Below are 22,365 nucleotides of genomic sequence, written 5' to 3' on the forward strand. Positions count from 1 at the left end.
ATTCTCTACTATTGACGGGTTTCTGAGCCGTGAGTGCCAGATGGGAGAATACAGCCCATCACACTAGAGGATAAAGCCGCTGTAAGACAAGATTGGAGAACTCGACGCATAGTTGGGTTAGTCAGCATGATAGAGAATCCGAGTTGATTTTACCATTCTCTACTATTGACGGGTTTCTGAGCCGTGAGTGCCAGATGGGAGAATACAGCACTTTGGGCTGTGATTGAGGAATTTGGGAAGGAGTAGACGGCTATTCTAGCGATTGTCAAAAACAATTATTAATGTCCTTCATCGTAGAGAAAAGTGTTGTGTATAGCGTAAAGCTCTATAGCAGTTGCTATAATCCGTTAAGATAGCTTAATCTTTAAAGTGAATTTATCATTATGAAGATTATGACTGCTTCCAGCTTAAAAGAACTGAAGATCCAACTCGATAGTGATAATCTTCGCGATCGCAAGCTGGCTCTGTTGGCACTACGCAATTTCTCCCCAAAGAAAGCGATGCCTTTGCTTAAAAAAGCACTTCAGGATCGCAATCAGCAAGTGCGCTCTATGGCTATTTTTGCCCTAGGGGTTAAGCCCACAGAAGAGTCTTTTTCGCTGCTCGTCAATCTGTTAGAAACCGATCCTGATTATGGGATTCGAGCTGATTCTGCTGGTGCTTTAGGCTATTTGCGCGATTTGAGAGCTTTTGAACCCCTAGTGCGAGCTTTTTATGAAGACCCCGATTGGTTGGTGCGTTTTAGTGCGGCGGTTTCCCTGGGGAATCTACGAGATCAACGGGCCCATGATGTCTTATTACAAGCTTTAGACAGTGCAGAAGTTCTAATTCAACAGGCTGCGATCGCCGCTTTAGGGGAAATTAAAGATCTCAGTGCCGTTACCGATATTTTGAGATTTGCCGGCTCAGAAGATTGGCTCGTCCGTCAGCGTTTAGCCGAAGCCTTGGGCCATTTACCCTGTAGTAAAAGTCAATCTGCCCTTAGATACCTTGCCAAAGACCCCCACCCCAATGTAGCCCAGGCGGCAGCCTTAGCCCTAGACAATCTTTCCTTTTCCCAAATCAACCCCCAGAACGCTTGACTTTATACCCTTTTTGTGATAGGAAAGTCATCACTTTCTGTCCATGATCCCCTTGAATTTCTACAGTTTGTTCCTTTAGGGTTCCTCCAGCGCCACAGTGAGTTTTCAATTGCTTCAACAGAGCAGACAACGTTTCCTGGGAATGTTGAAACCCTTGCACCACAGTAACAGTTTTCCCTTTGCGTCCTTTGCGAGATACTTCTACCTTAAGATTTTGTTGGTTGGGCACTACATCAAGCTCTACCGAGTTTCGATCCTCAGTATCCCCATCATAGCCAAACTCTTGATAAACAAAGCGATCGCCCGATTTTGACTTACTCTTAGAGGCCATATTAACTATTCCCTAGCTTCTCCAAAACATAAAACCCGCGAATAAAATCCGCTACTACTTCCGCCGTAGGTACAGACAACTGTTGCATTTTCATCGTAGTGGTTTCACTCGTCTGAAAATAAGCAGCCGAATCAACCAAACGCTTACCAAAAGACGGATGATAATAAATATTCAGGGATCGATCGCTCGAATTAGTCAAACTCACCTGAGTCGGCATGACAAAGAACTCTTGCGCACCTGGGGGTTTCGGCAGATCTCCTCCCACTTTCACCCGTACCACTCGACTCATGACTTGACTGAGAGACTTACTGATTTGCTTAATTCGTTTTCGGTCTCGAATTGTCAAATAATCCTCCATATCTGGAGAACGGATAATCTCCATCACTTCCGTAATATTGCGTTGAGTGACGGTACTATCCTTAAACGGTAAAATGGCCAAATAGGCGATCGGCAACAGTTCTTCATCCCGGTCTAAACGGAAAATCAACGTAGTTCGGCGATAGCCTACCTTAATGCTCGGAGGATGATTCATCCCCGGATATTGCCCAGCTATCTGATAATAGAATCCTGCCAAAACAAAACTCGCCGCATGGTCGAGTTGAGCATCTACCGTAATACTGACCGTGGGCGGAGTAGGGTTGAAAAACTGCTTAAATTCTTCAGACGTAAAATGATAAACCTGGGTATGATCTCCATCCGGACTCAAATCCACCCATTCGCAGGCCATACCATCGGTTTTTAAGCCAAATCGGGACACCCCATGAAGCTTTGCCCCGGTTAAAGTCGCGCCGCTCAAATCTGCGCCGCTCCATTCCACTTGGATCAAATTCGATTGGGTCAAATCCGCATGAACCAAACTACAATTGACCAAATTCGCATTACTTAAATCCGCGCCAATTAAATTCGTTCCACTCAACTTTGCTTCACTCAAATCAGCCCAACTGAGATTGGTTCCACTCAAATCTACCCAGCGCAGATTTGCACCACTTAAATTTGCACCACTTAAATTCGCCCGGCTAAGGTTAGCATGGCGTAAATCTGCATCGCGCAAGTCTGAACCACTTAAATCAGCCCGTCCTAGGTCAGTTCCATGGAGATTTGCCCCTTCGAGATTCGCTGCAATCATGGATGTGCCACGCAAATCCACTTCACTCAGATTCGCGCCACTGAGATTCGCCTGACGTAGGGTGGCTTCTCGTAAATCTGCTCCAGTCAGGTTCGCTCTACTGAGGTTCGCGTTACTCAGTTGAGCGCGAATCAATTCGGCTCGAATCAGTCCCGCTTGAACTAAACTTGCTCCACTGAGATCGGCACGGACTAAATTAGCTACATTAAGGATAGCCCGGTTGAAATTGGCTTTGGTCAGATTACAACCACTGAGCCGAGCAACATTCAGTTTAGCTTTGCTCAGATCGGCACTTTGCAGGTTAGCGCCACTGAGGTTAGCAACACAGAGGTTAGCACCACTAAAGTTGGCATCGCTCAAATTAACCCCACTCAGGTTAGCTTCCGTGAGCAAGATGCCCATGAAATCTCTTTCTCCGGTTTCGTACCGATTAAGCACTTCCTCTTCATCCATGGCTTTTTCCTAGAGATTGGTTGAGTTAGACTGGCGTTGGTATACGTTTCCCATTCGTTATGATAGCTGCATTAGGGTGATGAAAATAGGCATTATTGGTTTAGGGTTAATCGGTGGGTCGTTAGGGTTAGCTTTGCGATCGCTCGGTTGGGAAGTCTTGGGCGCTAGTCGTAATCCGCATACCTGTGAGGCAGCCGTGGCACAAGGGGTTGTGGATCGAGCTAGTGTTGAGTTGAGCCAAGTCAGCCCAGCGGAGATTATTTTTATTTGTACTCCTATCGGTCTGATTGTACCGATCGCCCAACAATTGCTTCCCTTGCTCTCTCCGGCCACAATTGTAACGGATGTCGGGTCGGTTAAAACGCCAATTGTTGAGTCCCTTGCCCCAATTTGGCCCAATTTTGTTGGCGGTCATCCCATGGCAGGAACCGCAGAACAAGGGTTAGGAGCGGCGCAGTTCGGGTTGTTTGAAGATCGTCCCTATGTTCTCACTCCGACTCCAACCACCTCACCAGAGTCTTTGGAGCAGGTGACGGAAATTGTGCGATCGCTGCGATCGAGAGTCTATCATTGTTCTCCCCAAGAACACGATCGCGCAGTGGCTTTGATTTCCCATTTACCCGTTTTCGTCAGTGCTGGATTAATTACGACTTGTAGCGATTCACCTTTGGACACCGTGCGAGATTTAGCCCAAAAACTGGCAAGTTCCGGCTTTGCTGATACCAGTCGGGTAGGAGGAGGCAATCCAGAGTTAGGTCGAATGATGGCAGAATATAACCGAGATGCTCTCAGAGAATCCCTCTTAAGTTATCGCCAAAATTTAGATCGAGTTCTCACTTGGATTGAAGACGAAAATTGGGTCGCTATTGATGAGTATTTACAGAAAACTCAACAAGAGCGACCCAATTTTTTGTAGGAATGGGGAATAGGGAATAGGGAATCTCCCTATCCCTCATCTCCCTATCCAGGTAGGAAATTCTCCATGCCTTCAATCACTTTCATTGAAGTAATGCGATCGCCTTTTTTCAGTTCAGGCAACACGTCCTCACCGTCAACAACATACCCAAATACTGCATACTCACCATCCAAGAGATTTAAGCCCGCAGGGGTTAATTCCGGTTCAAAGAGGAAGAAGAAAAACTGAGACGAACCCCCATTCGGATCGTTATCTGGGCGAGCCATGCCTAGGGTTCCATAGGCAGAGAAAGGTAAAACTGGCTGCTCACGGTAGAGTCCAATTTCTTCTAATGTAAATTCATAAATTGGTTCTACTTCACTTTGAACTCTAATTTCTAAAGGAATTGTGCGTTCTTCTCCAGTTGCGGGGTCTACAAATCCATTTTCTGGGCCAGGAGGATCGCCAAGTTGCAACACATAGAATTCGTCCGCCCGGGTAATGGGTAAACCATCATAAAATCCCCTAGACACCAGATCCACAAAGTTTCCCGCCGTTACTGGCGCATTATAACCATCAACGACAACCGTTAAGCTTCCTTTTTCAGTTTCAATTTCTACCGCCGCTCGTCCTTTCAACTGAGGTAGGGCACTATATTCGGAGGGCACTTCATAGGGAAACCCTTGCACCATCAGATTTTCTAGAGTTTCCACTTCAAAGAGGCAACTTTTTTGTGTCTCAAAGGCAGCGGTTTTGTCTTGTTCCGCTACTTGCTCCCGAAGGATATTGAGATCGGTGCTCAATTGTTCTAGAACTTCTTGAGCTTCAGAGCGGCGATCTTCGGCAATGCTAGCTAAAATCTTTTCATTGCGAGTTGATAACAAAAAGCTGGCTTCACTGAGGCTAGAAGTAGCTGCACCCCAGCGTCTTCCTCGAATCGGAGCAATAATCGATTCAATATCCCCTTGGATCTTGAAAATGGTGTCATTATCAATGGGCAGAGCATAGCGCAGAATGGCATCACCCTCGGTAATGGCATTCCCTCCAGGGAGGCGACTTTCTCGGTCAGGAGCCGCTTGGGTGGGGGTACTCAGTCCCACCCAACAGGTTAGGACGAGGAGACACACCAAGGTGGTCTTGAATAAGGACTTTAGGATATGGATCATGGAAATTTTATCTATCTTATGGCGATCGCTTCACAATTATCAGCTCTTATCAGCTCTGGGTTGACCCTCAAGCTTTTGATCGAGAACTTGGGCTGTGTACGATCAGAGTCTACAACAAAGCCCCAGATCAATATAAAAATTAAAAATTAAAATTAAAAATACTTCAAAATATGTCTCCAGTTACCTCGATCTCCGGGTTACGGGAGTTTGCCAAGGCGATCGTAGAGTAATGTAAGGTTTAACGTTCAACCCCCCATTGATATGATCTTACCCGCAGACCTAATTCGGCAATTCAAACAGAGCCAAACCCGTTTAACCGATCTTATCGATCGCTTCAGTCAAGCGAAAGTGTTAGTCGTTGGCGATTTGACCCTAGATGAATTCCTCACGGGTCAAGTAGAACGGCTCTCGAGAGAAGCCCCCGTTGTGATTTTGCGCCATGAGGAAACTAGCCAAATTCCTGGAGGAGGAGCCAACGCCGTTTATAATTTGGCGAAATTGGGGGGTCAGGTTAAGGCAGTCGGTATCGTGGGGAAAGATGACCAAGGCCAGGCCCTACGGAGGATTTTTGAGGAAGCGGGCATTAATACCCAAGGAATTTTAGTCGATGAAACCCGGCCAACGGTGACCAAAACTCGCATTTCTGGCCATGCTCGTCAGTCTGTAACGCAGCAAATTGTGCGCATCGATCGCAAATCGGATCGGTTGCTAGACTTGCCTTTACAACAGGCATTAGCTCAGTATATCCAATCTCAGTTAGACCAAGTCGATGGGGTGATTTGTTCGGACTATGGCGATGGAGTCTTTCGGACTCAACCTGATGGGACGCTCTCTCCTGTAATTCCAGCCGTGTTAGGACACCAGCGGGTAATGGTGGATGCACAGAAGGAGTTGCCGCGCTATCAAGGGGTGACCTTGTTTACTCCCAATTTACCGGAGGCAGAACAAGCGGTGGGTTATGCCATTAATTCTCATGAGCAGTTAATCCAAGCAGGGGAAGATTTGTTAAAAATGACTCAGGCTAGTCATATCTTGATTACTCGCGGAGATGAGGGGATGAGCTTGTTTACTGCCCAAGAACCGATGGTTCATATTCCCGCGTTTAATCGTCGCCAGGTGTTTGATGTAACTGGAGCTGGGGATACGGTAATTGCCGCCGTCTCTTTGGCGTTGTGTGTGGGCGCTTCGTTCTGGGAGGCAACGGTTTTGGGTAATTTAGCAGCTTCTCTGGTCGTGCGCCAGTTTGGAACGGCAACTACTCAGGGTGAAGAGATGAAACAGGCTTTAGCGGATATGCTGGACAATGAAGCGGCTGATAGGGAATAGGGAATAGGGAATAGGGAATAGGGAATAGATCCCTGTGGTTGCTATAGTGATCGGGGGTGTAGGGGCGGGTTGTCCCAGATCTAGGTAACCGGCAACGGGGCAAGGGGCTTAGGGCCAATTGTTAAAAGCGTTATCCTGGAAAATAGAGATAAACCCGCCCCAATGTGCCCAATATAAGCGGTAAATTTAAGGATATTCAATCGTATGGAAAATCGTAATCCTCGTCGTCTTTTGGTCACTGGTGGTGCGGGGTTTATTGGCTCGAATTTTGTTCAATATTGGTGCGATCGCTACCCGGAAGACCGTATGGTTGTCTTAGATGCGCTCACCTATGCGGGGAATTTGGCGAATTTAGAGCAAGTTAAGGATCGTCCTCAGTTTCGATTTGTACAAGGGGATATCGGCGATCGCTCCCTTATTGACCCACTCTTAGCTGAAGAGAACATTGATACCATTGCCCATTTTGCCGCCGAATCCCATGTAGACCGCTCCATCCTCGGCCCAGGGGCGTTTGTGCAAACCAATGTCGTCGGCACATTTACCCTCTTAGAAGCCTTCCGCCAGCATTATCCCACCCTACCTAACCAAAAAGGGCTATTTTTGCACGTCTCTACCGATGAAGTGTACGGCTCTTTAGGGCCCAACGATCCAGCGTTTCAAGAAACCACGCCCTATGCTCCCAACAGTCCCTATTCTGCCTCAAAAGCGGGGAGCGATCACTTAGTTCGTGCCTATTATCATACCTATGATTTCCCAACTATTATTACCAATTGCTCCAATAATTATGGGCCCTATCAGTTCCCAGAAAAACTGATTCCCTTAATGACCATCAATACTTTGATCGGGAAAAATCTACCCGTTTATGGCGATGGACAAAATATCCGAGATTGGCTCTATGTGATTGACCATTGCAGCGCATTAGATGTAGTTATTCATCAAGGGAAACCGGGGGAAACGTACAATGTGGGGGGCAATAATGAAGTCAAAAATATTGACTTAGTAACCATTTTATGCGATGTCATGGATGAACTCGCGCCCCAGCTTCCGGTTCGTCCCTGTCGCAACCTGATTACATTTGTTAAAGATAGACTCGGCCACGATCGCCGCTACGCGATCGATGCCACTAAAATTAAAACAGAATTAGGGTGGCAACCTTCTGTTACCGTGGAGGAAGGATTACGTCAAACCCTAAAATGGTACTTAGAACATCAAGATTGGTGGCAGCCTCTCTTGTCCCAAGAATATCAGGACTATTACCGCCAAGTTTACGAAGGGTAAGCTCCCCTCATCCCCTAACCCTTTCTCCCGCAGGAGATGGGGAAAAGTCCCTCTCGGAGTGGCAGAGGGATTTAGGGAGAGTGCATAACATAACGATCCACAACAGTATCTCTAGGTAACTCCAATGACTCCCTACGAAAGAATCGCCTTATGGAATCAAAAAGCGGGAAAATCTCCCCTTTCTCCTGATGATGAAGCCTATTGGGTTTTATTAGAAAATCAGACCCAAAGAATTGAAGAAGAATTGCGCGAACTCAGGACAGCTTTGAAGAAAAGAAACTTAGCCAAACTCCTTGATGCTGGATGTGATTTAGAGGTGGTGGTTTCGGGACTCAATTATATGTGTGGTCTAGAATACAAAAGTGCCATTCAACGGGTTTTAGACAATAATGAATTGAAAGTGGTCAAAGACCGTCAACTGGTAGAAGATTCGATTGAACCCTATCGTCAGAAAGGCATCGAAACGAAAATCGTAGAAGTTACGTTAGATGGTGAGTCTTACTATTCCCTCCATCGCGTAGAAGACGATAAAATTTTGAAACTTAACAACCATACTAAGGTCGATTTATCGGATATCATCTAGTATAATACTATTGATCCATTAACCATAGAATCTATGGCGATGAAATCATAGCCAACAAAATTAAAGATTATCTAATCCCCAGACTTTCATCGCAATGTCAGCCAATATTTTCTGACGCTTTTCAATAGATTCATGATCCCACGATCTAAACTCCTTTAAGCCTAAATCTCCTAATGCACGATTTATTTGAGTATTATGACCTACATGAAGTTGTTCTGCTAAGGAACGAGTTATTACTATTCTAGATTTTTTATACCCTTGTAGCTTTTCTTCATACGAGTTGTCAGAAACTGAACTATTAATTGTTTTTTCTAGTAACGTTAGATTACCTAGCTTGTCAACATAGGGTAGTTTTGTAGACTGAGGTAATATATGTTCTATTGTAATTTGTTTATCTAAGTAGAAATCAAGAGATTCAGAATGCCCATAAGTTTTTTTTTCAACATATTGAGCTATTTTAGCTAATAGATAACGCAGTCGATATATTGCCAAGCTCTTTTGAGACATTTGTATTATACAGCGATAAAAATCTTCCTTGAGTTCCTTTAAGTTAGGAAAAATGTTTTGCTCTATAAAAGTATCTAGATCTTGATTAGTCTTAACGATTCTAAGTTTCTTTGACCAATAAGCAAATTGTCTAGTTACATTAACTTCTTTTTGTCTCGTTTTCTTAGTAATAGCAATTATAAAAGAGAGATTTTCAATATAGTATGAAAGCCTTTCAAAAATAGATTTCTCTAAAAAGCGACCTGCTAAGGATAAAACCAAGTGAGATTTAAATTTACTTTGTATTTTACACATTGCTTTAAGATGTATGTTATCTGAGCCATCAGGATTTTTCCCTTGAGTTAATTTACCATAGTGATCGGCTCCTAGGATTAAATCATCAAGGAACTTTATCGGATCTCGATCAATACCTTCAGTTCTGCCATGCTTTAAAAACCATTCATAAATTTCTTCTTCTGGAAAGCTATTTGATAATTCTACGTCATAACTAGCCATTAAGTAATAGCGCAAAAAAGTCAATGGTTTTTGCTTGCTTTGATAAATATTTTTAAGGAAATCTTCCCATTTATTCGTCAAGATTTGCCAATGACGATTTCTATCTATCTCGCGAGATGTATGAATGAAGAGATAATTTTTCAGTAAGTCAACAGGTGTTAAGCCAATTCCCCTGTCATTAATAGTTTCAAAAACTTTCAATGCATTCTGTAAATCAGGAGTTTCTATTCTGATTAATTTTGTTCTATTGGCAATAGCTGTAGATGCTTTTTTGTAAATTTTAACTTCTTTCTCTAAATGTTCAGAGAAGAAAATTTTAATTAGTTTCCAGGCTTTGAATATGTTATTTGCAGATCCTGAAGAGTTTAATAGTTCTTTCTCCGGTACTTGACTATGTAGCAGATATTCATCTAAAACCTTCTTACCATGTGTATCATATTGAAGGCATAATCGAGGTCTATCAACATCCTCACCGGTGTCGGTATTCTGAGTTGTTCCTTGCAAATAGTTTTCTATGGATTTTGAACTACTACCAAATTCTTGAATACAATCCCTAAGAACACAAAATATAAGATAGATAGTTGTTAACCTTTGTTGACCATCAATCAGTTGAAATGTGGGGATATCATCTGTAGAATCTGGATAGACAACAATCGAGCCTAAGAAATACTCAAACTCATTAGTTTCTCCTTCTTCTAAACCTAATCCTTCAAACAAATCTTTAAGTAGTTTTTCGATTTGACTTGCCTGCCAAACATATTCCCGTTGAAAATCTGGGACACTGTAGAAATCTTGAAATAATTGTGAGATACTTAAGTTGCTTGATTCAATGGTCGGAGTTGATGACATATGCATTAAGAGTTGATACGTTTGGTTCTCTTACTATAGTAACTTAATTTACAAAGCAATGGTTCTACACCGATCATACACTATTTGTGGACTTTAAAATACACACTGGTTGGCAGCAACTTCTCAGGTTACTGGTTAACTAGGGCACTTTCATAACCACAGATCGTAATCCATGCAGTGACGATAGGCGGTGCGAATTGTCCGGTTGTGTCCCATATCCCTAAGCATGGCTTGATAGGTTGACCAACTAATAGGGGACAAAACTATAGTCTGGGTTAGCTTTCCCTCAAAATCATTAAGGTAGAGTTCATTTAGCTCATTAGACCGTTTGAAAATCATGTCTGCGATCGGCACCCGTTGCTTGTGGCTCTATTTTATAGCGCTTTCTGCTTCGCGGACATAAACAAGCAAGAGGCAATAGGGAATGGGAACAACCGCGTGTTCGCTATTCCCCATCCCCTATGCCCTAGCGCCCAGTACTATAGATTACAGAATGGCTTGATAACACTGGTAATTGCGATCGTCCCAACAGACAATAATCACTTGCTCGATCGCGGGCTGTTGTTGTAAGACTTGGCTAATGGTGCGTAGGGCGATAGAGGCGGCCCAGTCTGGAGGACATCCTAACGCACCAGTGGCAATGGAAGGGAAAGAGACAGTTTTTAATCCCTTTTGTACGACTAAATTGAGAGAATTGCGGTAACAGTTAGTCAGCCGTTCTTCTTCCTGAGCGCGCCCGTTTTGCCAACCGGGGCCGACTGTGTGAATGATAACTTGGGCAGGAAGGTTAAAAGCGGGAGTAATTTTGGCTTCTCCCACATCACAGGTCACGAGGGCGTTACAGGCTTGGCGTAATTCTGCCCCGGCGGCTCGGTGAATGGCGGCATCTACCCCAAATGTGCCGGTCATCAGAGGATTGGTAGCATTGACTATGGCATCGACTGCAATTTGGGTAATGTCTCCTTTAACGACTTTAATTCGTCCTTGGATCTGTTGCCAGGGTTTTGCTGCTTGTCCGGAAGTCCCTACTCTCTTTTGGCGCTCTTGTTGATATTCTTCATAGCGGGACTGTCCCCACGCCCGAGAGCGACTATGGGATTCAAAATGACTGCGCTTTTGAAATTGCTCGTATTCCCGCCGTTTCAAGTTGGTACTCAAGGATTGTAAGGACTCTGATTCTTGATTCATCGCGGCGGATGCGGGAGCTGCCTGAATGAGTTCCATTCCTTTGGCGATGGTTTGTTCGGCGAGGTCATATTGCCCCAGTCTGGCTTGCTCGGCGGCTTCGTTTTTGGCACGAGCGGCGAGGAGAGCTGCAACTTCTTGTTGTACTTCTGGGTTAAAGGGAAATTCGTCTAAGCTTTGACGGTTAACCCAGGGTAGGCTGAGGGATTGATCGATTTGTTGGCGTGTACTGGTTTCGATATCATCCCAGGAAACGTGCAGGGTGAGGATTGAGGGGAGGGTTTGGGCGGGAACTTTGAGCCGCAGGGCAAGAGTGAAGGGATTGCCGGCAATGAGGTTAGGCAGTTGATATTGGCCGTTGGGAAGGGTTGCAAAGTCGTTGAAGATATCGAGCAGTTGTACTTGGGAGGGGAGGGTGAAGCTTAAAGTGACGTTTTTGCCCAAGGTTGCCATCAGACCTTGCAATTCCATGGCGAAAATGTCGGGCAGTTGGTCGGGACTTTCGATGTAGTAATAGTTGCCATCGCCACTGGCAGCGATCGCCTCTAATAGACTTTCATTATAGTCATCGCCCACGCCCATTGTTGTTGTACTGACTCCTCTCTGGGCGAGTCCATGGACATCGGTGGAAATCACATCGGGGTTGGTTTCGCCCACGTTAGCAATGCCGTCTGAGAGCAAAATCACCCGGTTGAGGGAATTGGGTTTGAGATGTTGACTAACCTGTACGCCTCCTTCAATCCAACCCGCATGAAGGGCTGTTCCTCCACCGACCTTAATTTGTTCGATTTGTTGCAGGATATAGCGTTTGTTTTGTACGAGTTGACTGCGAACGGGGGTGTTAATATGGCTCTGAAAGGTAACGACACTAACGCGATCTCTCGGTTGCAATTGATTGACGGCATAGGCAGCCGCTTGTTTGGTGAAGGTGATTTTATTCCGATCTGCCATGGAACCGGAGCGATCCAGCACTAAGCTGAGATTGATGGGTGGCCGTTCGGAACTAACTTGAGGGGCAGGAGGGGTAAGGCGGATTAAAACATCTAAGGTGGTGGGGATTTCTGTGCATAAAGCTGCACGTAGGGGGATAAATTCGATCGCCGGTTGCATAAAAACTCTCTCCAAAGCAATTAGGGGTAACGCAGAGCTAAGAGGGCCTGGGCGATCGCTTGCACCAGGTTTTCCTGCTCTTGGGGGCTGGTGGGTAAGGTCACATCTGAGCGCAGATGGATTTCTAAACCCGGTAAAATTTCTAGGTGTTTCCAGTCTTCTGGGGCTGATTGTGTTGCCTCGGAAACCCGCGTGATTTTTTGACTAGGGGGACTGAGGTTTTGTTGGTTAGGGGGGGAGGTTTCTGGCGATCGCTCTTTCACTTGTTGCAGAAAGGCTAAAGCCGGATTTGCTGGTTCTAAGGATAGTTGGATACCTCCCTGCAACAGGGACTCTAACTCAGTATTCGTTTTTGCTACTACAAACGATTGCATGGCACTAATGCCGAATCCCTCACTGAGTAATCGTCTGATTAACAACATCTGTAACAGATGGCGGTAAGTATAGCTGGCTCTCCTCCCCTGTTTTAATGGCTCATCCAGTAATCCTTGGCTGGCATAATGACGCACTAAACGAGGGTTGACCTCTTCACGCGATCGCCGAGACTGGGATTTTTGATCTGGTAAGAATTGAGGCAACAACTCATTTAACACCTGAGCAAATTCCTCTAGAGACCAGAGGGGCTGCTCTCGTGAAAGCTGTTGCAATGTTTTCATAGTTCAAGTCTAGCAATTACAATTAAAAGTGTCAATATCAAAATAAAATGTAAAGATAGAGAAGGGACTTAAGCCCTTTGCTCCTGATCTATAACGCTTTGCACTAGAGAATACGATTGTGGGACATGGCTTTAGGGATTGGATAAGGTATAACAGAGAAAGAATCGGTTAGACTCCGGTTCAATACTGAAATCTAGCTGCCATAACCTATTCCCCATTCCCTATTCCCCATTCCCTAGCGCGCAGCGCCATACTCCATAACAGCACAATGTGCTATCACTGACTTGAGTGTGAAAAAATGGGTTAGCCCCTTGGCCAACCCATCTTCAGAATATAGAGCAGTAGAAGCTCAGGTATAAGTTAGGTTATCGATGGTCGGTAATAGCTGAAATTTACTTACACAAAGGTTTATGACCTGCGATGATCCATTACCGATGATCCACGACCAGCGCAGTGCGCTAGAGAACCTGTTCCACTTCAGAAATTTCTGGAATAAATTCGCGTAAACGACGCTCAATTCCCATTTTCAGGGTCATTGCCGAACTCGGACAAGATCCACAAGCACCTTGTAAACGGAGTTTAACAATGGGGCCATCAATTTGGTCGAGTTCCACATTCCCTCCATCAGCCATTAGGTAAGGACGGAGATCGTCTAAAACCGCTTCCACATTGTCTTCGGTTAGTTCCAGGGGAGGAGTTAAAGTGCTAGACATAGACTTGATTCACCACAATGGACGTAAAATTCCTTCAATTATCTTAACGCGATTCTTGCAATTCGGCGATCGCTCTAAACCACACTCGGCTCTAACAGTTTAATCTTAGAGTACGTAAACTGGGTGGTCACCTTTTCATCTGGGCGTTCCGTATGCAAGGTTTGATGGGTAAGCATAAAATAATCCCCAACCAGTTGATAGCGGTCTTCAAACTGCACCTGTTGCATCATCTCCCCTGTCTCCGTATTGCGGAACACAGCCTCATAGCGGGTGGGTAGATATCCCTCTCCCGTATCCAAGGTTTCATGGGTATCAATATAAAACGTCATTTGACCGACCACCCGTTGCACATAGCAAATCACGCGATCGCGCACTTTATATTCTGAACCCATGGCTGCACCAGAAACCTGGATTCCTACTGCACCGCGATCATCGGTTTCACCCAGAGTAAAGCTATTTTTGCCATGGGTCTCCTCAAAAGTCCTACGCTTACGGTGAGTAACCACATCCTTAAGTTGGGTTCCCACCGATTTTTTCACCATCTCATTCTCAATACCAGAGATTTCAATAGTTAGATCTGAGTTAATCTGAATAGAACCACTATAGATTTCATTGCCTTGTTCAATATCAATCTCAGCACTCATTCCCGGAAACTGGTCATCCCAGGTATAACGATTTTCATAAGCGCTTTGGAAAAGGTCACGAGCATTGGTGGTTTGAGTCATTTTCGCTACAATTTGATTCGTATCATAATTTTGCACATATCCCGATCTTAATCCCTAATGGCTCAGATTCTCCCGACTCCTTCCAACCAATAGGTTTTCATCTTCCCCTTACCTTTGACCGAAATAATTCCCCGTTCTTCAAACTCAAACTGGTCTTTAAGACTCTGATAAAATTGCTCGCTGACTTGAATTTTTCCCGGCATCCCCGAAGACTCCATCCGTGAAGCCACATTCACCGTATCGCCCCATAAATCATAACTAAACTTGCGCACACCAATCACTCCCGCGACCACTGGACCGGTATGAAGGCCAATGCGAATTTGTAGACATTCTCCATTCTCTAAACAAAATTGTTGCATACTCTCCTGCATTTCTAAGGCCATCGCTGCCATCGCTGCTTGATGCTCACGTTGGGGAACAGGTAGACCTCCAACCACCATATACGCATCACCAATGGTTTTAATTTTTTCTAATCCATGTTTTTCGACTAAATAATCAAAGCTAGAGAACAGTTCATTCAGCCAAGTGACCAGGTTAATGGGAGCCATGCGCGAAGATAAAGAAGTAAAGCCGACAATATCAGAAAACAGGATCGTCACCGATTCAAAATGTTCAGCGATCGCCTGAGCTTCTTGCTTGAGCTGTTTGGCGATCGCCTCGGGCAGAATATTCAACAACAGCGTTTCCGATTTTTCCTGCTCTCGACGTAAATCAGCAGTTCTCTCTTCTACCCTTAACTCCAATTCCTCATTACTCTTTTCTAGAGCTGTAAACGACTCTTGGAGCTGATTAGCCATTTGATTAAACGATTCGGCTAGAATTTTCAACTCAGCTACACCTTTAACCGCTACATTTTGAGCTAAACTTTCATGAGTCCAGCGTGTCAGAGCAGCACTCGCTAATCGACGACTCCCATCACTTAACTGCATAATCGGATCGGTGATCCACTTCGCCGTTACCCATCCAAAGCAGGTCGCCACGAATAGAGCAACCAGACAGAGGGCGATCGTCCGTTGAGTATTCTTTTTGATTTGTCCCATAAAATCAGATTCTGGAGCTATGACCACAATTAACCAATCTAGATTCTGTCCTTGACTAAAGGGAACAACTTGTAAAAAATAACGCTCTCTATCAAGATCCAACTCTAAATTAAACGCTTCTTTTATTTGCTTAAAATCTCCAAAATGATCGTACAAATATAGGGCTGTTTTTTGAATCACCCTATTCTCTATCTCAACGGCTGGCAATCGCTCTACCGTATCTGGTTTAATCATAAAAGGGAGATCTTCAGTAGAAGTTGCCACCAAAAGACCAGAGCGATCCATGATAAACGCTTGTCCCGATTTACCAATTCTAATCGCTTGCAAAAAATTACGAATATGTGATAACACAAAGTCTACCCCTAACACTCCCCACAATTCTCCCGACTCTTGAAATACCGGTTCAGCTAGGGTTATTTTCAACCTCGGTTCCTTAAAATCTGCATAAACGTCACTCCAAGTTCCTTCCTGAGCCTCTACTGCTTTTTTGTACCAAGGACGCACCCTCGGATCGTAAGCATTTCCCTTTTCTAGAAGTTCAGTTGGATTTCCTCGATCATCTGTCGCATAACTATAAAAATGAAAATCTGTCTCTTCACCGGATCTTCCCACTTGCCAAGTTCGATCGTTCTGGAATCCTAAACCCGTGAATGCTCCCTCTACTGTGCCAAAATAAATCGCTGAAACTTCAATCGGATCGAACAAATTTCTCTGTCGCCAAAAGGTGCGAGTTAAACGAGATGGATCTTGTGTATCTAATTGTCCTAATTCTAAGCTGTTTGTATTCACTTGGGCAACGATCCGAGGCGCTTCTAGATAATCATCCAAATGTTGCCTAATCCTAGCACTGGCTTCATCTCGAAGTTGTAATGTCACTGCCCGCACCGCTTGTTGACCATTGCGTAAAGATAACCATCCCGTTAATCCCACTGCTCCCACAATTTGTACAATAAAGGGAATGACTAAGAGTAATCTAAGGGGAATATCTTGAGAGCAATTCAGCGATTGAAGTCTGGAAATTTTGCTGTTTCTTGCAGGAGCTAACGACTTATTCTGTAAGGATTCATTCTCTTCAATCTCTGTCATACTTGTGTCCTTCGGCTTGAGATTGGTCTCCACCATGGATTATTGATAATGGTTAATAATTGTAAGCTTGATAAACCCTCAGTGTGACTCTCTACCCATGGTTTAGAGTAGTCTAACTCTTATTATAACGCTTTCCCTTATCTGACCTAATATTATCCTAGTGGCTAACTGTGCATCTTGAACCTATTGGATTTAGTGTAATAAAACTTTACAACTTTAATGAATCAAGTTAATCAAAACAATGATTTTGACGAACAATCAGTATCAATCGCTAAGACACAGTTTTTTATACAACAATATATACAGATCTGTAGAGTATGATAAACGGAGTTGTCAATCCATTTTCTATGTATTATAAAGTATCAGACTCATCTCTCAACCCTGTACACAGGCGAGCAGAACGATAATGATTGACTGTTGCGATCGTATGACGCTGTTTTGACCTAATATTTAGATATAGTCTTGATATCGTGAGTTTAGACAAGATTGATATACTCTAATGCATTTCTTTCCCCATAGTCACAATGCTTTACAAGAGATCGTTATTCTATTAGATGTAATTATTCATAGTGGGAAACAGTTGCTACAATTGATCAATGATATTTTGGAGTGATCTAAAATTGAAGCGAGAAAATCAGAACTATATGAAGTCGATGTTGATTTATATCAATTCCTTAAAAGGATCGATCAAATAAGGAACCGTATTTGAGTTTTATATTCCAGTCAAAGTTGCTGATTCGGTAAGTCAAAGTTCACTCCATAAAAATCGAAAAATTATCGGTATTGCTAAAGGTCAACCCGTGTATAAGATTTTGGTGGTTGAGGATCATTGGCCGAATCGGATATTACTCGTGAATTTATTAAAACGAGTTGGGTTTGAAGTCCAGGAAGCGGTGAATGGACTCGAAGCTATTGAGGTTTGGAAAACTAGGCATTCGGATTTGATCTGGATGGATATGCGAATGCCGGTGTAAGCCTCTCCCAACCCCGGATCGACCTGTAACGCCTGCTGATATGCGGAGATCGCCCCCTCTCGATCCCCCCGATCCATTAAGGCAACACCCAAATTCACATACACCTGAGCCAACTGAGGATTTAACCGCAAAGCCTCCCGATATTGGGCGATCGCTTCCTCCAATAACCCCTCTTGCTGCAAGACCACCCCAAAGCGATAAAACTCATCCGCACTCGGTTCCTCGGCAGATGAGAGCGCTGGAAAACCCATACCCAGGGCGATCGCCAGCACCGTTCCCAAAACCACACCATTACCATTCATTGTTATATTGCTCTCCAATTTGAACTGAACTGGTGTTCTTGTTCAGGCTCACAACCGAGCGTCCGGTAAGATCAGCATCGCATCGCCAAACGAATAAAAGCGATAGTCCTCGGCGATCGCCTCCTGATACAACTGTAGTAGTCGCGATCGACCAACCAAAGCACTCACCAGCATCAACAAACTCGAACAAGGCAAATGGAAATTGGTAATTAATCCCTCAACCACCTGCCACTCATACCCTGGATAAATAAATAAATCCGTCTTGCCATAAAAGCCCGATCCTACAGAATCCGCATCTAGCGAATCCTGGGACTTCCACCAATGAGCCGCTCCTTCCAACGCTCTCACCGACGTTGTGCCCACCGAAATTACTCGTCCGCCCCGCTTTTGAGTCTCCCGTACCTTCTGCCAAGTCTCCCCAGAGACCTCCAACCACTCCTGATGCATTTGATGCGTGCGAATATCCTTCACCTCCACCGGGCGAAACGTCCCTACCCCCACATGCAACGTCACCATTGCCCGCTCAATTCCCAAATCCTCCAATTCCTCCAGCAGCCGAGGAGTAAAATGCAACCCCGCAGTCGGCGCAGCCACCGAACCTGCTGCCTGTGCATACACCGTCTGATACCGATCCGCCTCTGCCTGTGTATCCGTCACATAAGGGGGAAACGGCACATGACCATAATCATCCAACAGATCCTGTAACTCTCGATCTCCAGATAACTCAAACTCCAAAAACCGCCCCCCAGTCGCCTCATCCGTCCCTCGAATCTTTGCCTTTAATGGGGGCAAATCTTCACCGCCATGGGCAGAAAATTCAACCACAGCCCCTGGTTTGAGCCGTCGTCCCGGCTTCACCAGTGCCAACCACACATGACGCTCCACCCTCTCTAGCAGCAGCGCCTCCATCTCCATCCCCGTAGACTTATATCCATACAACCGCGCCGGAATCACACGCGTATTATTAATTACTAATAAATCCCCGCGCCGTAACCATTGGGGCAACTCGCAAAACACTCCATGATGACATCCTGTGGATGAATCTACCACCAACAACCGCGAACTATCCCTAGGAGTAACCGGATTTTGGGCAATACACTCCTCTGGGAGAATGTAATCATACGCATTCAAATCATAATCCCGATCATCCCTTAATTCCCGCTCTCGATCCATCACTCAATTCCAATCAACACTCTTCAAGATACCCCATCCTTTCAAAGAAGACACGGAGAGGGGGAGACACGGAGACACGGAGAATCACATAATCTTATAGGGTGTAGGGTAATCAGAAGGGCGATCGATAAACATACCCATCTTCCCTATCTTCCCTATCTTCCCCTATCTTACAAGTGAAGGAGTTTCATGATTGTGCATCCACAGACCCTCAGATAGCCCTAAATTCCATAGAGTTATCTCATTCTCCGCCTCCCCAGGTTCCCGCGTCTCTGTGTCCCCTCATCCCCCCACTCCCCCACCAAAATTGGGGGAATCTACCCAGATCATATCGGGGAACCTTCCCCTACTCATGATCTCCGCTATCCAGAGACAATGGAACTGTAGCATTTGACAGGTGACTGAAGGAAAATTTATGGACTATCTTTACTACCTCGCGAATGCCAGCTTAACCCTCCGGATTATTGAATATCTAAACCTTTTACCTCAATTTCAGGTCAATTTTGTTACCGTTATTCATCAAATTGATGGTTGGGTCGTCCGGATCAAGCTGGCCCGAGAATTCAATTCACAAGAAGCGGGTAACTTCCGTGCCGTCCTGAACGAATTAGGATTTGCATATCAACCAGAGATTCGTGTGCAAATGGCCCTATGGAGTCTAGAAACCGGTCAATCTCCCACCCATGTCATGCGTCGCTACCAAGTAGCAGTCGTATCCCATGGAAGACCCAATCGCATCGAAATAGAAACTTTCCGCAAACAATTTGTGATGGGATTAGGATACTGTCCAGAAACTTTAGCCTAATTCCTAACTAATCAATAACCTCGTCAAGCTATAATGCAGCCAGCAATGAAGAAGACCTGATTAATTATTTTGAGTCTGTCCTCGGAATCATTTGTCTAGAAGCAATGTTAAGAGATTCGTGAGAGGGATTGACACACTTCAGGGAGACTACTGCTATAATCTTCTAGGCGTACGCCATAACCATAGCTATTTAATGTGAGGAGTGATTGATTATGGGAATCATACCTACTGTATTAACCAACGACCCTTCTGGGATTAATGGTTTATCTCGGACTGTTGCCACCCCAACACCTGTTGGTTTAGTTTTTCCTCAGATTACAGCACCCACCAATGATTTTGTGAGTCTGGGGGCTAATTTTACCACCGGTCCTGGCGGACTCTGGATGCTTGATGGAAATGACACTGTAATTGGTTCTGTCGGTAACCAACGAATTCTAGGGAATGCAGGCGATGATTGGCTTTATGGCGGCAACAATCAAGATAAACTCGCTGGTGGCCAAGGAAATGACCGTCTAATTGGTTTTTCTGGTAGAGACTTGCTTCTAGGTAATCTAGGTGACGATAACCTGTCGGGGAATCAAGATGAGGATACCCTACGAGGTGGTCGAGGAAGTGACGAGCTTAATGGTGGTGCTGGTGACGACTGGCTTTTCGGTGATTTGGGCAAAGATGAATTAACCGGAGGAGCAGGATTCGATACCTTTGTTATCCGTAGTAATGGATTTGATACAGTGATCGGAGGAGTGCCCAACAGCACGGTCGATCCAGCTAACCCCCTGAATGCTGATGTGATTACTGATTTCAATCCTCAACAAGATAAGATAGGTCTAGACAGTGGTCTGGTCTATGCTAACTTGAGATTCGATACCGGCCAGAACATTGTTGGAGGAACCGCTAACGATACAATTATTTTCAACAACTTGAACAACCAGGTTCTGGCAGTTCTTCAAGACTATAATTTGGGTATCAATAGGTTTGATGTCCAGACACTCACTCCGTTCCAGCAAAATCTAGGATCTGATTTCTTTGGCCCCTTTATTGATGGCATAGCCTAGTTATACCATAAATTAATTTCCGTCAGGGGCTATCCTATCGATTTAGGGTAGCCCTTTTGATTGCAGTTTACCGATTAAAAAATAGGTTTTCAGTGGACCTTTTCCTTTGATGGGAATTTTGCCTCGCTCTTGAAATTGATATTTTCCCTGGAGTTTTTCATAAGTGGATTGACTCACCTGGATTTTGCCAGGAAGACCATGGGATTCCATACGACTGGCTGTATTGACAGCATCTCCCCACAAGTCATAACTAAATTTTTTTGTGCCGATCACTCCAGCAACAACTGGCCCAGTATTAATACCAATGCGGATCTTAAATTGTTCTTGAGATTGGTGATTAAATTGCTCGATCGCTTCTTGCATCTCTAAGGCCATATTAGCAATAGCCTCTGCATGATCGGATCGCTCTATGGGAATTCCCCCAGCGACCATGTAAGCATCACCAATAGTCTTTATTTTCTCTAGATGATATTTTTGAGTCAGAGCATCGAAGCGAGAAAAAATTTGATTGAGAAACCCAACTAATTCAGAGGGTGAAAATCGCTCGGCTAGTTGAGTAAACCCCACTAAGTCAGCAAACAGGATGGTAACTTCAGCAAAACCATTGGCAATAGTCGAGTGGCCATTTCTCAATTCAGAGGCGATCGCCTGGGGCAAAATATTAAGCAATAAGCGCTCTGATTTTTCTTGCTCCTGATACACTCGACAAAACATTTGATAAAACGCTTGCATGACTGCCCCTAATTCATCAGAGCGTTGGCTAGAAGAAAAAGAATAAAATTGGGGATTAACGGGGTGACGATCCGGATTAGATAAGGCTTCTCCTGCGGCAATCAAATCATCTCGCAGGCGTAGAATAGGAATAATGACAGTTATCCCTAAAACCAATAAGGTTGAGGAGGTGACTACGATCGCGATAATGATGACTAATCCCAGAATTCGCCATTTATAGGCATTGAGCAAGGGTTGAATCCGTTCAGCATTGTGGCGAGCCACTAAAGTATACTCAATACCTAAATAGTCTCCAGACCAAGCCACATCATAGTGCAGTCTATTCCAAGTGCGATCGCGGACAATGTCCGCCTGTTGGGTTTGCTCAAAGGAAATTTCGGGTAACTCGCCAAACTCATAAATGGCTTTTCCAGTGCGATCGTAAATGGTAACTCCCACAATAATCGAATCTTCTGTTATCGTTTTTAGCTTTTGATAAAACTCTGGATCGTTATCCATTCCCAGTGAGCTTAAACGGACAATAGAATCAATAACCGCTGAAGAGACTTCTTCAAGTTGCATTAACTCCTGTTGTTCTTGCCGAGAATAGGACGGAATTAAAATAAGCCCTTCGATCGCCATTAAACTCAAAAACACCCAACCCGCAATCTTACGGGATAACTGGGCGCTCAATAGGTTGACTAGGGTGGAAAACTGAATAGACATCCATCAGATCCTA

Annotated in this window: 20 protein-coding genes and 1 pseudogene; 8 read left to right on the top strand and 13 right to left on the bottom strand. The window is 44.6% G+C overall.

Annotation, left to right across the window (positions count from 1 at the left end):
* The first annotated feature begins 392 nt into the window (after window positions 1-392).
* Window positions 393-1,082 carry a HEAT repeat domain-containing protein gene (locus AC3A14_RS13165; RefSeq protein ID WP_318731661.1) on the top strand — a complete coding sequence of 230 codons (690 nt, stop codon included), beginning with the start codon at window positions 393-395 and terminating at the stop codon, window positions 1,080-1,082.
* Here the strand turns inward: AC3A14_RS13165 and AC3A14_RS13170 are convergent.
* On the bottom strand, window positions 1,063-1,413 hold the full coding sequence (locus AC3A14_RS13170) for a translation initiation factor (protein WP_318731660.1): 351 nt from the start codon (window positions 1,411-1,413) through the stop codon (window positions 1,063-1,065). The genes AC3A14_RS13165 and AC3A14_RS13170 overlap by 20 nt on opposite strands.
* A gap of 1 nt (window position 1,414) precedes the next feature.
* A complete protein-coding gene (locus AC3A14_RS13175; RefSeq protein ID WP_318731659.1) occupies window positions 1,415-2,992 on the bottom strand; it encodes a pentapeptide repeat-containing protein in 1,578 nt (525 codons plus the stop codon).
* Window positions 2,993-3,071: 79 nt separating this feature from the next.
* On the opposite strand from AC3A14_RS13175, the gene AC3A14_RS13180 reads away from it, so the two are divergent.
* On the top strand, window positions 3,072-3,908 hold the full coding sequence (locus tag AC3A14_RS13180; protein ID WP_413039035.1) for a prephenate/arogenate dehydrogenase: 837 nt from the start codon (window positions 3,072-3,074) through the stop codon (window positions 3,906-3,908).
* A 44-nt stretch (window positions 3,909-3,952) separates the two neighbouring features.
* Here the strand turns inward: AC3A14_RS13180 and AC3A14_RS13185 are convergent, their stop codons facing one another.
* On the bottom strand, window positions 3,953-5,053 hold the full coding sequence (locus AC3A14_RS13185; protein WP_318731657.1) for a peptidylprolyl isomerase: 1,101 nt from the start codon (window positions 5,051-5,053) through the stop codon (window positions 3,953-3,955).
* A 261-nt stretch (window positions 5,054-5,314) separates the two neighbouring features.
* Between AC3A14_RS13185 and rfaE1 the strand changes: the two genes are divergently transcribed.
* From rfaE1 to AC3A14_RS13200, 3 genes are all read left to right on the top strand, one after another.
* Window positions 5,315-6,379, top strand: coding sequence for a D-glycero-beta-D-manno-heptose-7-phosphate kinase (rfaE1, locus tag AC3A14_RS13190; protein ID WP_318731656.1), 1,065 nt, complete (start codon window positions 5,315-5,317; stop codon window positions 6,377-6,379).
* Window positions 6,380-6,583: 204 nt separating this feature from the next.
* Entirely contained in the window at window positions 6,584-7,657 is a 1,074-nt protein-coding gene (gene rfbB / locus AC3A14_RS13195; protein ID WP_318731655.1) for a dTDP-glucose 4,6-dehydratase, read from the top strand.
* A 124-nt stretch (window positions 7,658-7,781) separates the two neighbouring features.
* Window positions 7,782-8,240, top strand: a complete 459-nt coding sequence (locus tag AC3A14_RS13200) for a nucleoside triphosphate pyrophosphohydrolase family protein (RefSeq protein WP_318731654.1) — start codon at window positions 7,782-7,784, stop codon at window positions 8,238-8,240.
* A gap of 60 nt (window positions 8,241-8,300) precedes the next feature.
* Here the strand turns inward: AC3A14_RS13200 and AC3A14_RS13205 are convergent, their stop codons facing one another.
* From AC3A14_RS13205 to AC3A14_RS13235, 7 genes are all read right to left on the bottom strand, one after another.
* Entirely contained in the window at window positions 8,301-10,091 is a 1,791-nt protein-coding gene (locus AC3A14_RS13205) for a DUF262 domain-containing protein (RefSeq protein WP_318731653.1), read from the bottom strand.
* A gap of 150 nt (window positions 10,092-10,241) precedes the next feature.
* Window positions 10,242-10,445 carry a hypothetical protein gene (locus AC3A14_RS13210; protein WP_487779021.1) on the bottom strand — a complete coding sequence of 68 codons (204 nt, stop codon included), beginning with the start codon at window positions 10,443-10,445 and terminating at the stop codon, window positions 10,242-10,244.
* Between the two features lie 132 nt (window positions 10,446-10,577).
* Entirely contained in the window at window positions 10,578-12,386 is a 1,809-nt protein-coding gene (locus AC3A14_RS13215; RefSeq protein WP_318731652.1) for a macro domain-containing protein, read from the bottom strand.
* 20 nt (window positions 12,387-12,406) lie between these two features.
* The gene (locus AC3A14_RS13220; RefSeq protein ID WP_318731651.1) at window positions 12,407-13,042 is read right to left on the bottom strand and encodes a MerR family transcriptional regulator; all 636 of its coding nucleotides are present in this window, start codon (window positions 13,040-13,042) and stop codon (window positions 12,407-12,409) included.
* Window positions 13,043-13,500: 458 nt separating this feature from the next.
* A complete protein-coding gene (locus AC3A14_RS13225; RefSeq protein WP_318731650.1) occupies window positions 13,501-13,755 on the bottom strand; it encodes a NifU family protein in 255 nt (84 codons plus the stop codon).
* A gap of 74 nt (window positions 13,756-13,829) precedes the next feature.
* Entirely contained in the window at window positions 13,830-14,480 is a 651-nt protein-coding gene (locus tag AC3A14_RS13230; protein ID WP_318720089.1) for a DUF3386 domain-containing protein, read from the bottom strand.
* A gap of 62 nt (window positions 14,481-14,542) precedes the next feature.
* Window positions 14,543-16,606: an adenylate/guanylate cyclase domain-containing protein gene (locus AC3A14_RS13235; RefSeq protein ID WP_318731649.1), complete on the bottom strand. Its 2,064-nt coding sequence runs from the start codon at window positions 16,604-16,606 to the stop codon at window positions 14,543-14,545.
* 851 nt (window positions 16,607-17,457) lie between these two features.
* On the opposite strand from AC3A14_RS13235, the gene AC3A14_RS13240 reads away from it, so the two are divergent.
* Window positions 17,458-17,580: a response regulator gene (locus AC3A14_RS13240; protein ID WP_487779022.1), complete on the top strand. Its 123-nt coding sequence runs from the start codon at window positions 17,458-17,460 to the stop codon at window positions 17,578-17,580.
* 23 nt (window positions 17,581-17,603) lie between these two features.
* On the opposite strand, the pseudogene AC3A14_RS13245 reads toward AC3A14_RS13240, so the two are convergent.
* Window positions 17,604-17,882: pseudogene (locus AC3A14_RS13245) on the bottom strand (tetratricopeptide repeat protein); the annotation flags it as partial.
* Window positions 17,883-17,930: 48 nt separating this feature from the next.
* The gene (gene queA / locus AC3A14_RS13250) at window positions 17,931-19,055 is read right to left on the bottom strand and encodes a tRNA preQ1(34) S-adenosylmethionine ribosyltransferase-isomerase QueA (protein WP_318731647.1); all 1,125 of its coding nucleotides are present in this window, start codon (window positions 19,053-19,055) and stop codon (window positions 17,931-17,933) included.
* 415 nt (window positions 19,056-19,470) lie between these two features.
* Between queA and AC3A14_RS13255 the strand changes: the two genes are divergently transcribed.
* On the top strand, window positions 19,471-19,860 hold the full coding sequence (locus AC3A14_RS13255; protein WP_318731646.1) for a hypothetical protein: 390 nt from the start codon (window positions 19,471-19,473) through the stop codon (window positions 19,858-19,860).
* A gap of 212 nt (window positions 19,861-20,072) precedes the next feature.
* Window positions 20,073-20,915: a calcium-binding protein gene (locus AC3A14_RS13260; RefSeq protein WP_318731645.1), complete on the top strand. Its 843-nt coding sequence runs from the start codon at window positions 20,073-20,075 to the stop codon at window positions 20,913-20,915.
* A gap of 42 nt (window positions 20,916-20,957) precedes the next feature.
* Here the strand turns inward: AC3A14_RS13260 and AC3A14_RS13265 are convergent, their stop codons facing one another.
* On the bottom strand, window positions 20,958-22,352 hold the full coding sequence (locus AC3A14_RS13265; protein WP_318731644.1) for an adenylate/guanylate cyclase domain-containing protein: 1,395 nt from the start codon (window positions 22,350-22,352) through the stop codon (window positions 20,958-20,960).
* Between the last annotated feature and the right edge of the window lie 13 nt (window positions 22,353-22,365).

The organism is Roseofilum sp., from assembly GCF_982964205.1.

What these genes read in the sequence shown, in the direction of transcription:
- AC3A14_RS13165 (WP_318731661.1), top strand. Translation starts at nt 393, where the DNA reads ATGACTGCTTCCAGCTTAAAAGAACTGAAGATCCAACTCGATAGTGAT.
- AC3A14_RS13170 (WP_318731660.1), bottom strand. Translation starts at nt 1,413, where the DNA reads ATGGCCTCTAAGAGTAAGTCAAAATCGGGCGATCGCTTTGTTTATCAA.
- AC3A14_RS13175 (WP_318731659.1), bottom strand. Translation starts at nt 2,992, where the DNA reads ATGGATGAAGAGGAAGTGCTTAATCGGTACGAAACCGGAGAAAGAGAT.
- AC3A14_RS13180 (WP_413039035.1), top strand. Translation starts at nt 3,072, where the DNA reads ATGAAAATAGGCATTATTGGTTTAGGGTTAATCGGTGGGTCGTTAGGG.
- AC3A14_RS13185 (WP_318731657.1), bottom strand. Translation starts at nt 5,053, where the DNA reads ATGATCCATATCCTAAAGTCCTTATTCAAGACCACCTTGGTGTGTCTC.
- rfaE1 (WP_318731656.1), top strand. Translation starts at nt 5,315, where the DNA reads ATGATCTTACCCGCAGACCTAATTCGGCAATTCAAACAGAGCCAAACC.
- rfbB (WP_318731655.1), top strand. Translation starts at nt 6,584, where the DNA reads ATGGAAAATCGTAATCCTCGTCGTCTTTTGGTCACTGGTGGTGCGGGG.
- AC3A14_RS13200 (WP_318731654.1), top strand. Translation starts at nt 7,782, where the DNA reads ATGACTCCCTACGAAAGAATCGCCTTATGGAATCAAAAAGCGGGAAAA.
- AC3A14_RS13205 (WP_318731653.1), bottom strand. Translation starts at nt 10,091, where the DNA reads ATGTCATCAACTCCGACCATTGAATCAAGCAACTTAAGTATCTCACAA.
- AC3A14_RS13215 (WP_318731652.1), bottom strand. Translation starts at nt 12,386, where the DNA reads ATGCAACCGGCGATCGAATTTATCCCCCTACGTGCAGCTTTATGCACA.
- AC3A14_RS13220 (WP_318731651.1), bottom strand. Translation starts at nt 13,042, where the DNA reads ATGAAAACATTGCAACAGCTTTCACGAGAGCAGCCCCTCTGGTCTCTA.
- AC3A14_RS13225 (WP_318731650.1), bottom strand. Translation starts at nt 13,755, where the DNA reads ATGTCTAGCACTTTAACTCCTCCCCTGGAACTAACCGAAGACAATGTG.
- AC3A14_RS13230 (WP_318720089.1), bottom strand. Translation starts at nt 14,480, where the DNA reads ATGACTCAAACCACCAATGCTCGTGACCTTTTCCAAAGCGCTTATGAA.
- AC3A14_RS13235 (WP_318731649.1), bottom strand. Translation starts at nt 16,606, where the DNA reads ATGACAGAGATTGAAGAGAATGAATCCTTACAGAATAAGTCGTTAGCT.
- queA (WP_318731647.1), bottom strand. Translation starts at nt 19,055, where the DNA reads ATGGATCGAGAGCGGGAATTAAGGGATGATCGGGATTATGATTTGAAT.
- AC3A14_RS13255 (WP_318731646.1), top strand. Translation starts at nt 19,471, where the DNA reads ATGGACTATCTTTACTACCTCGCGAATGCCAGCTTAACCCTCCGGATT.
- AC3A14_RS13260 (WP_318731645.1), top strand. Translation starts at nt 20,073, where the DNA reads ATGGGAATCATACCTACTGTATTAACCAACGACCCTTCTGGGATTAAT.
- AC3A14_RS13265 (WP_318731644.1), bottom strand. Translation starts at nt 22,352, where the DNA reads ATGTCTATTCAGTTTTCCACCCTAGTCAACCTATTGAGCGCCCAGTTA.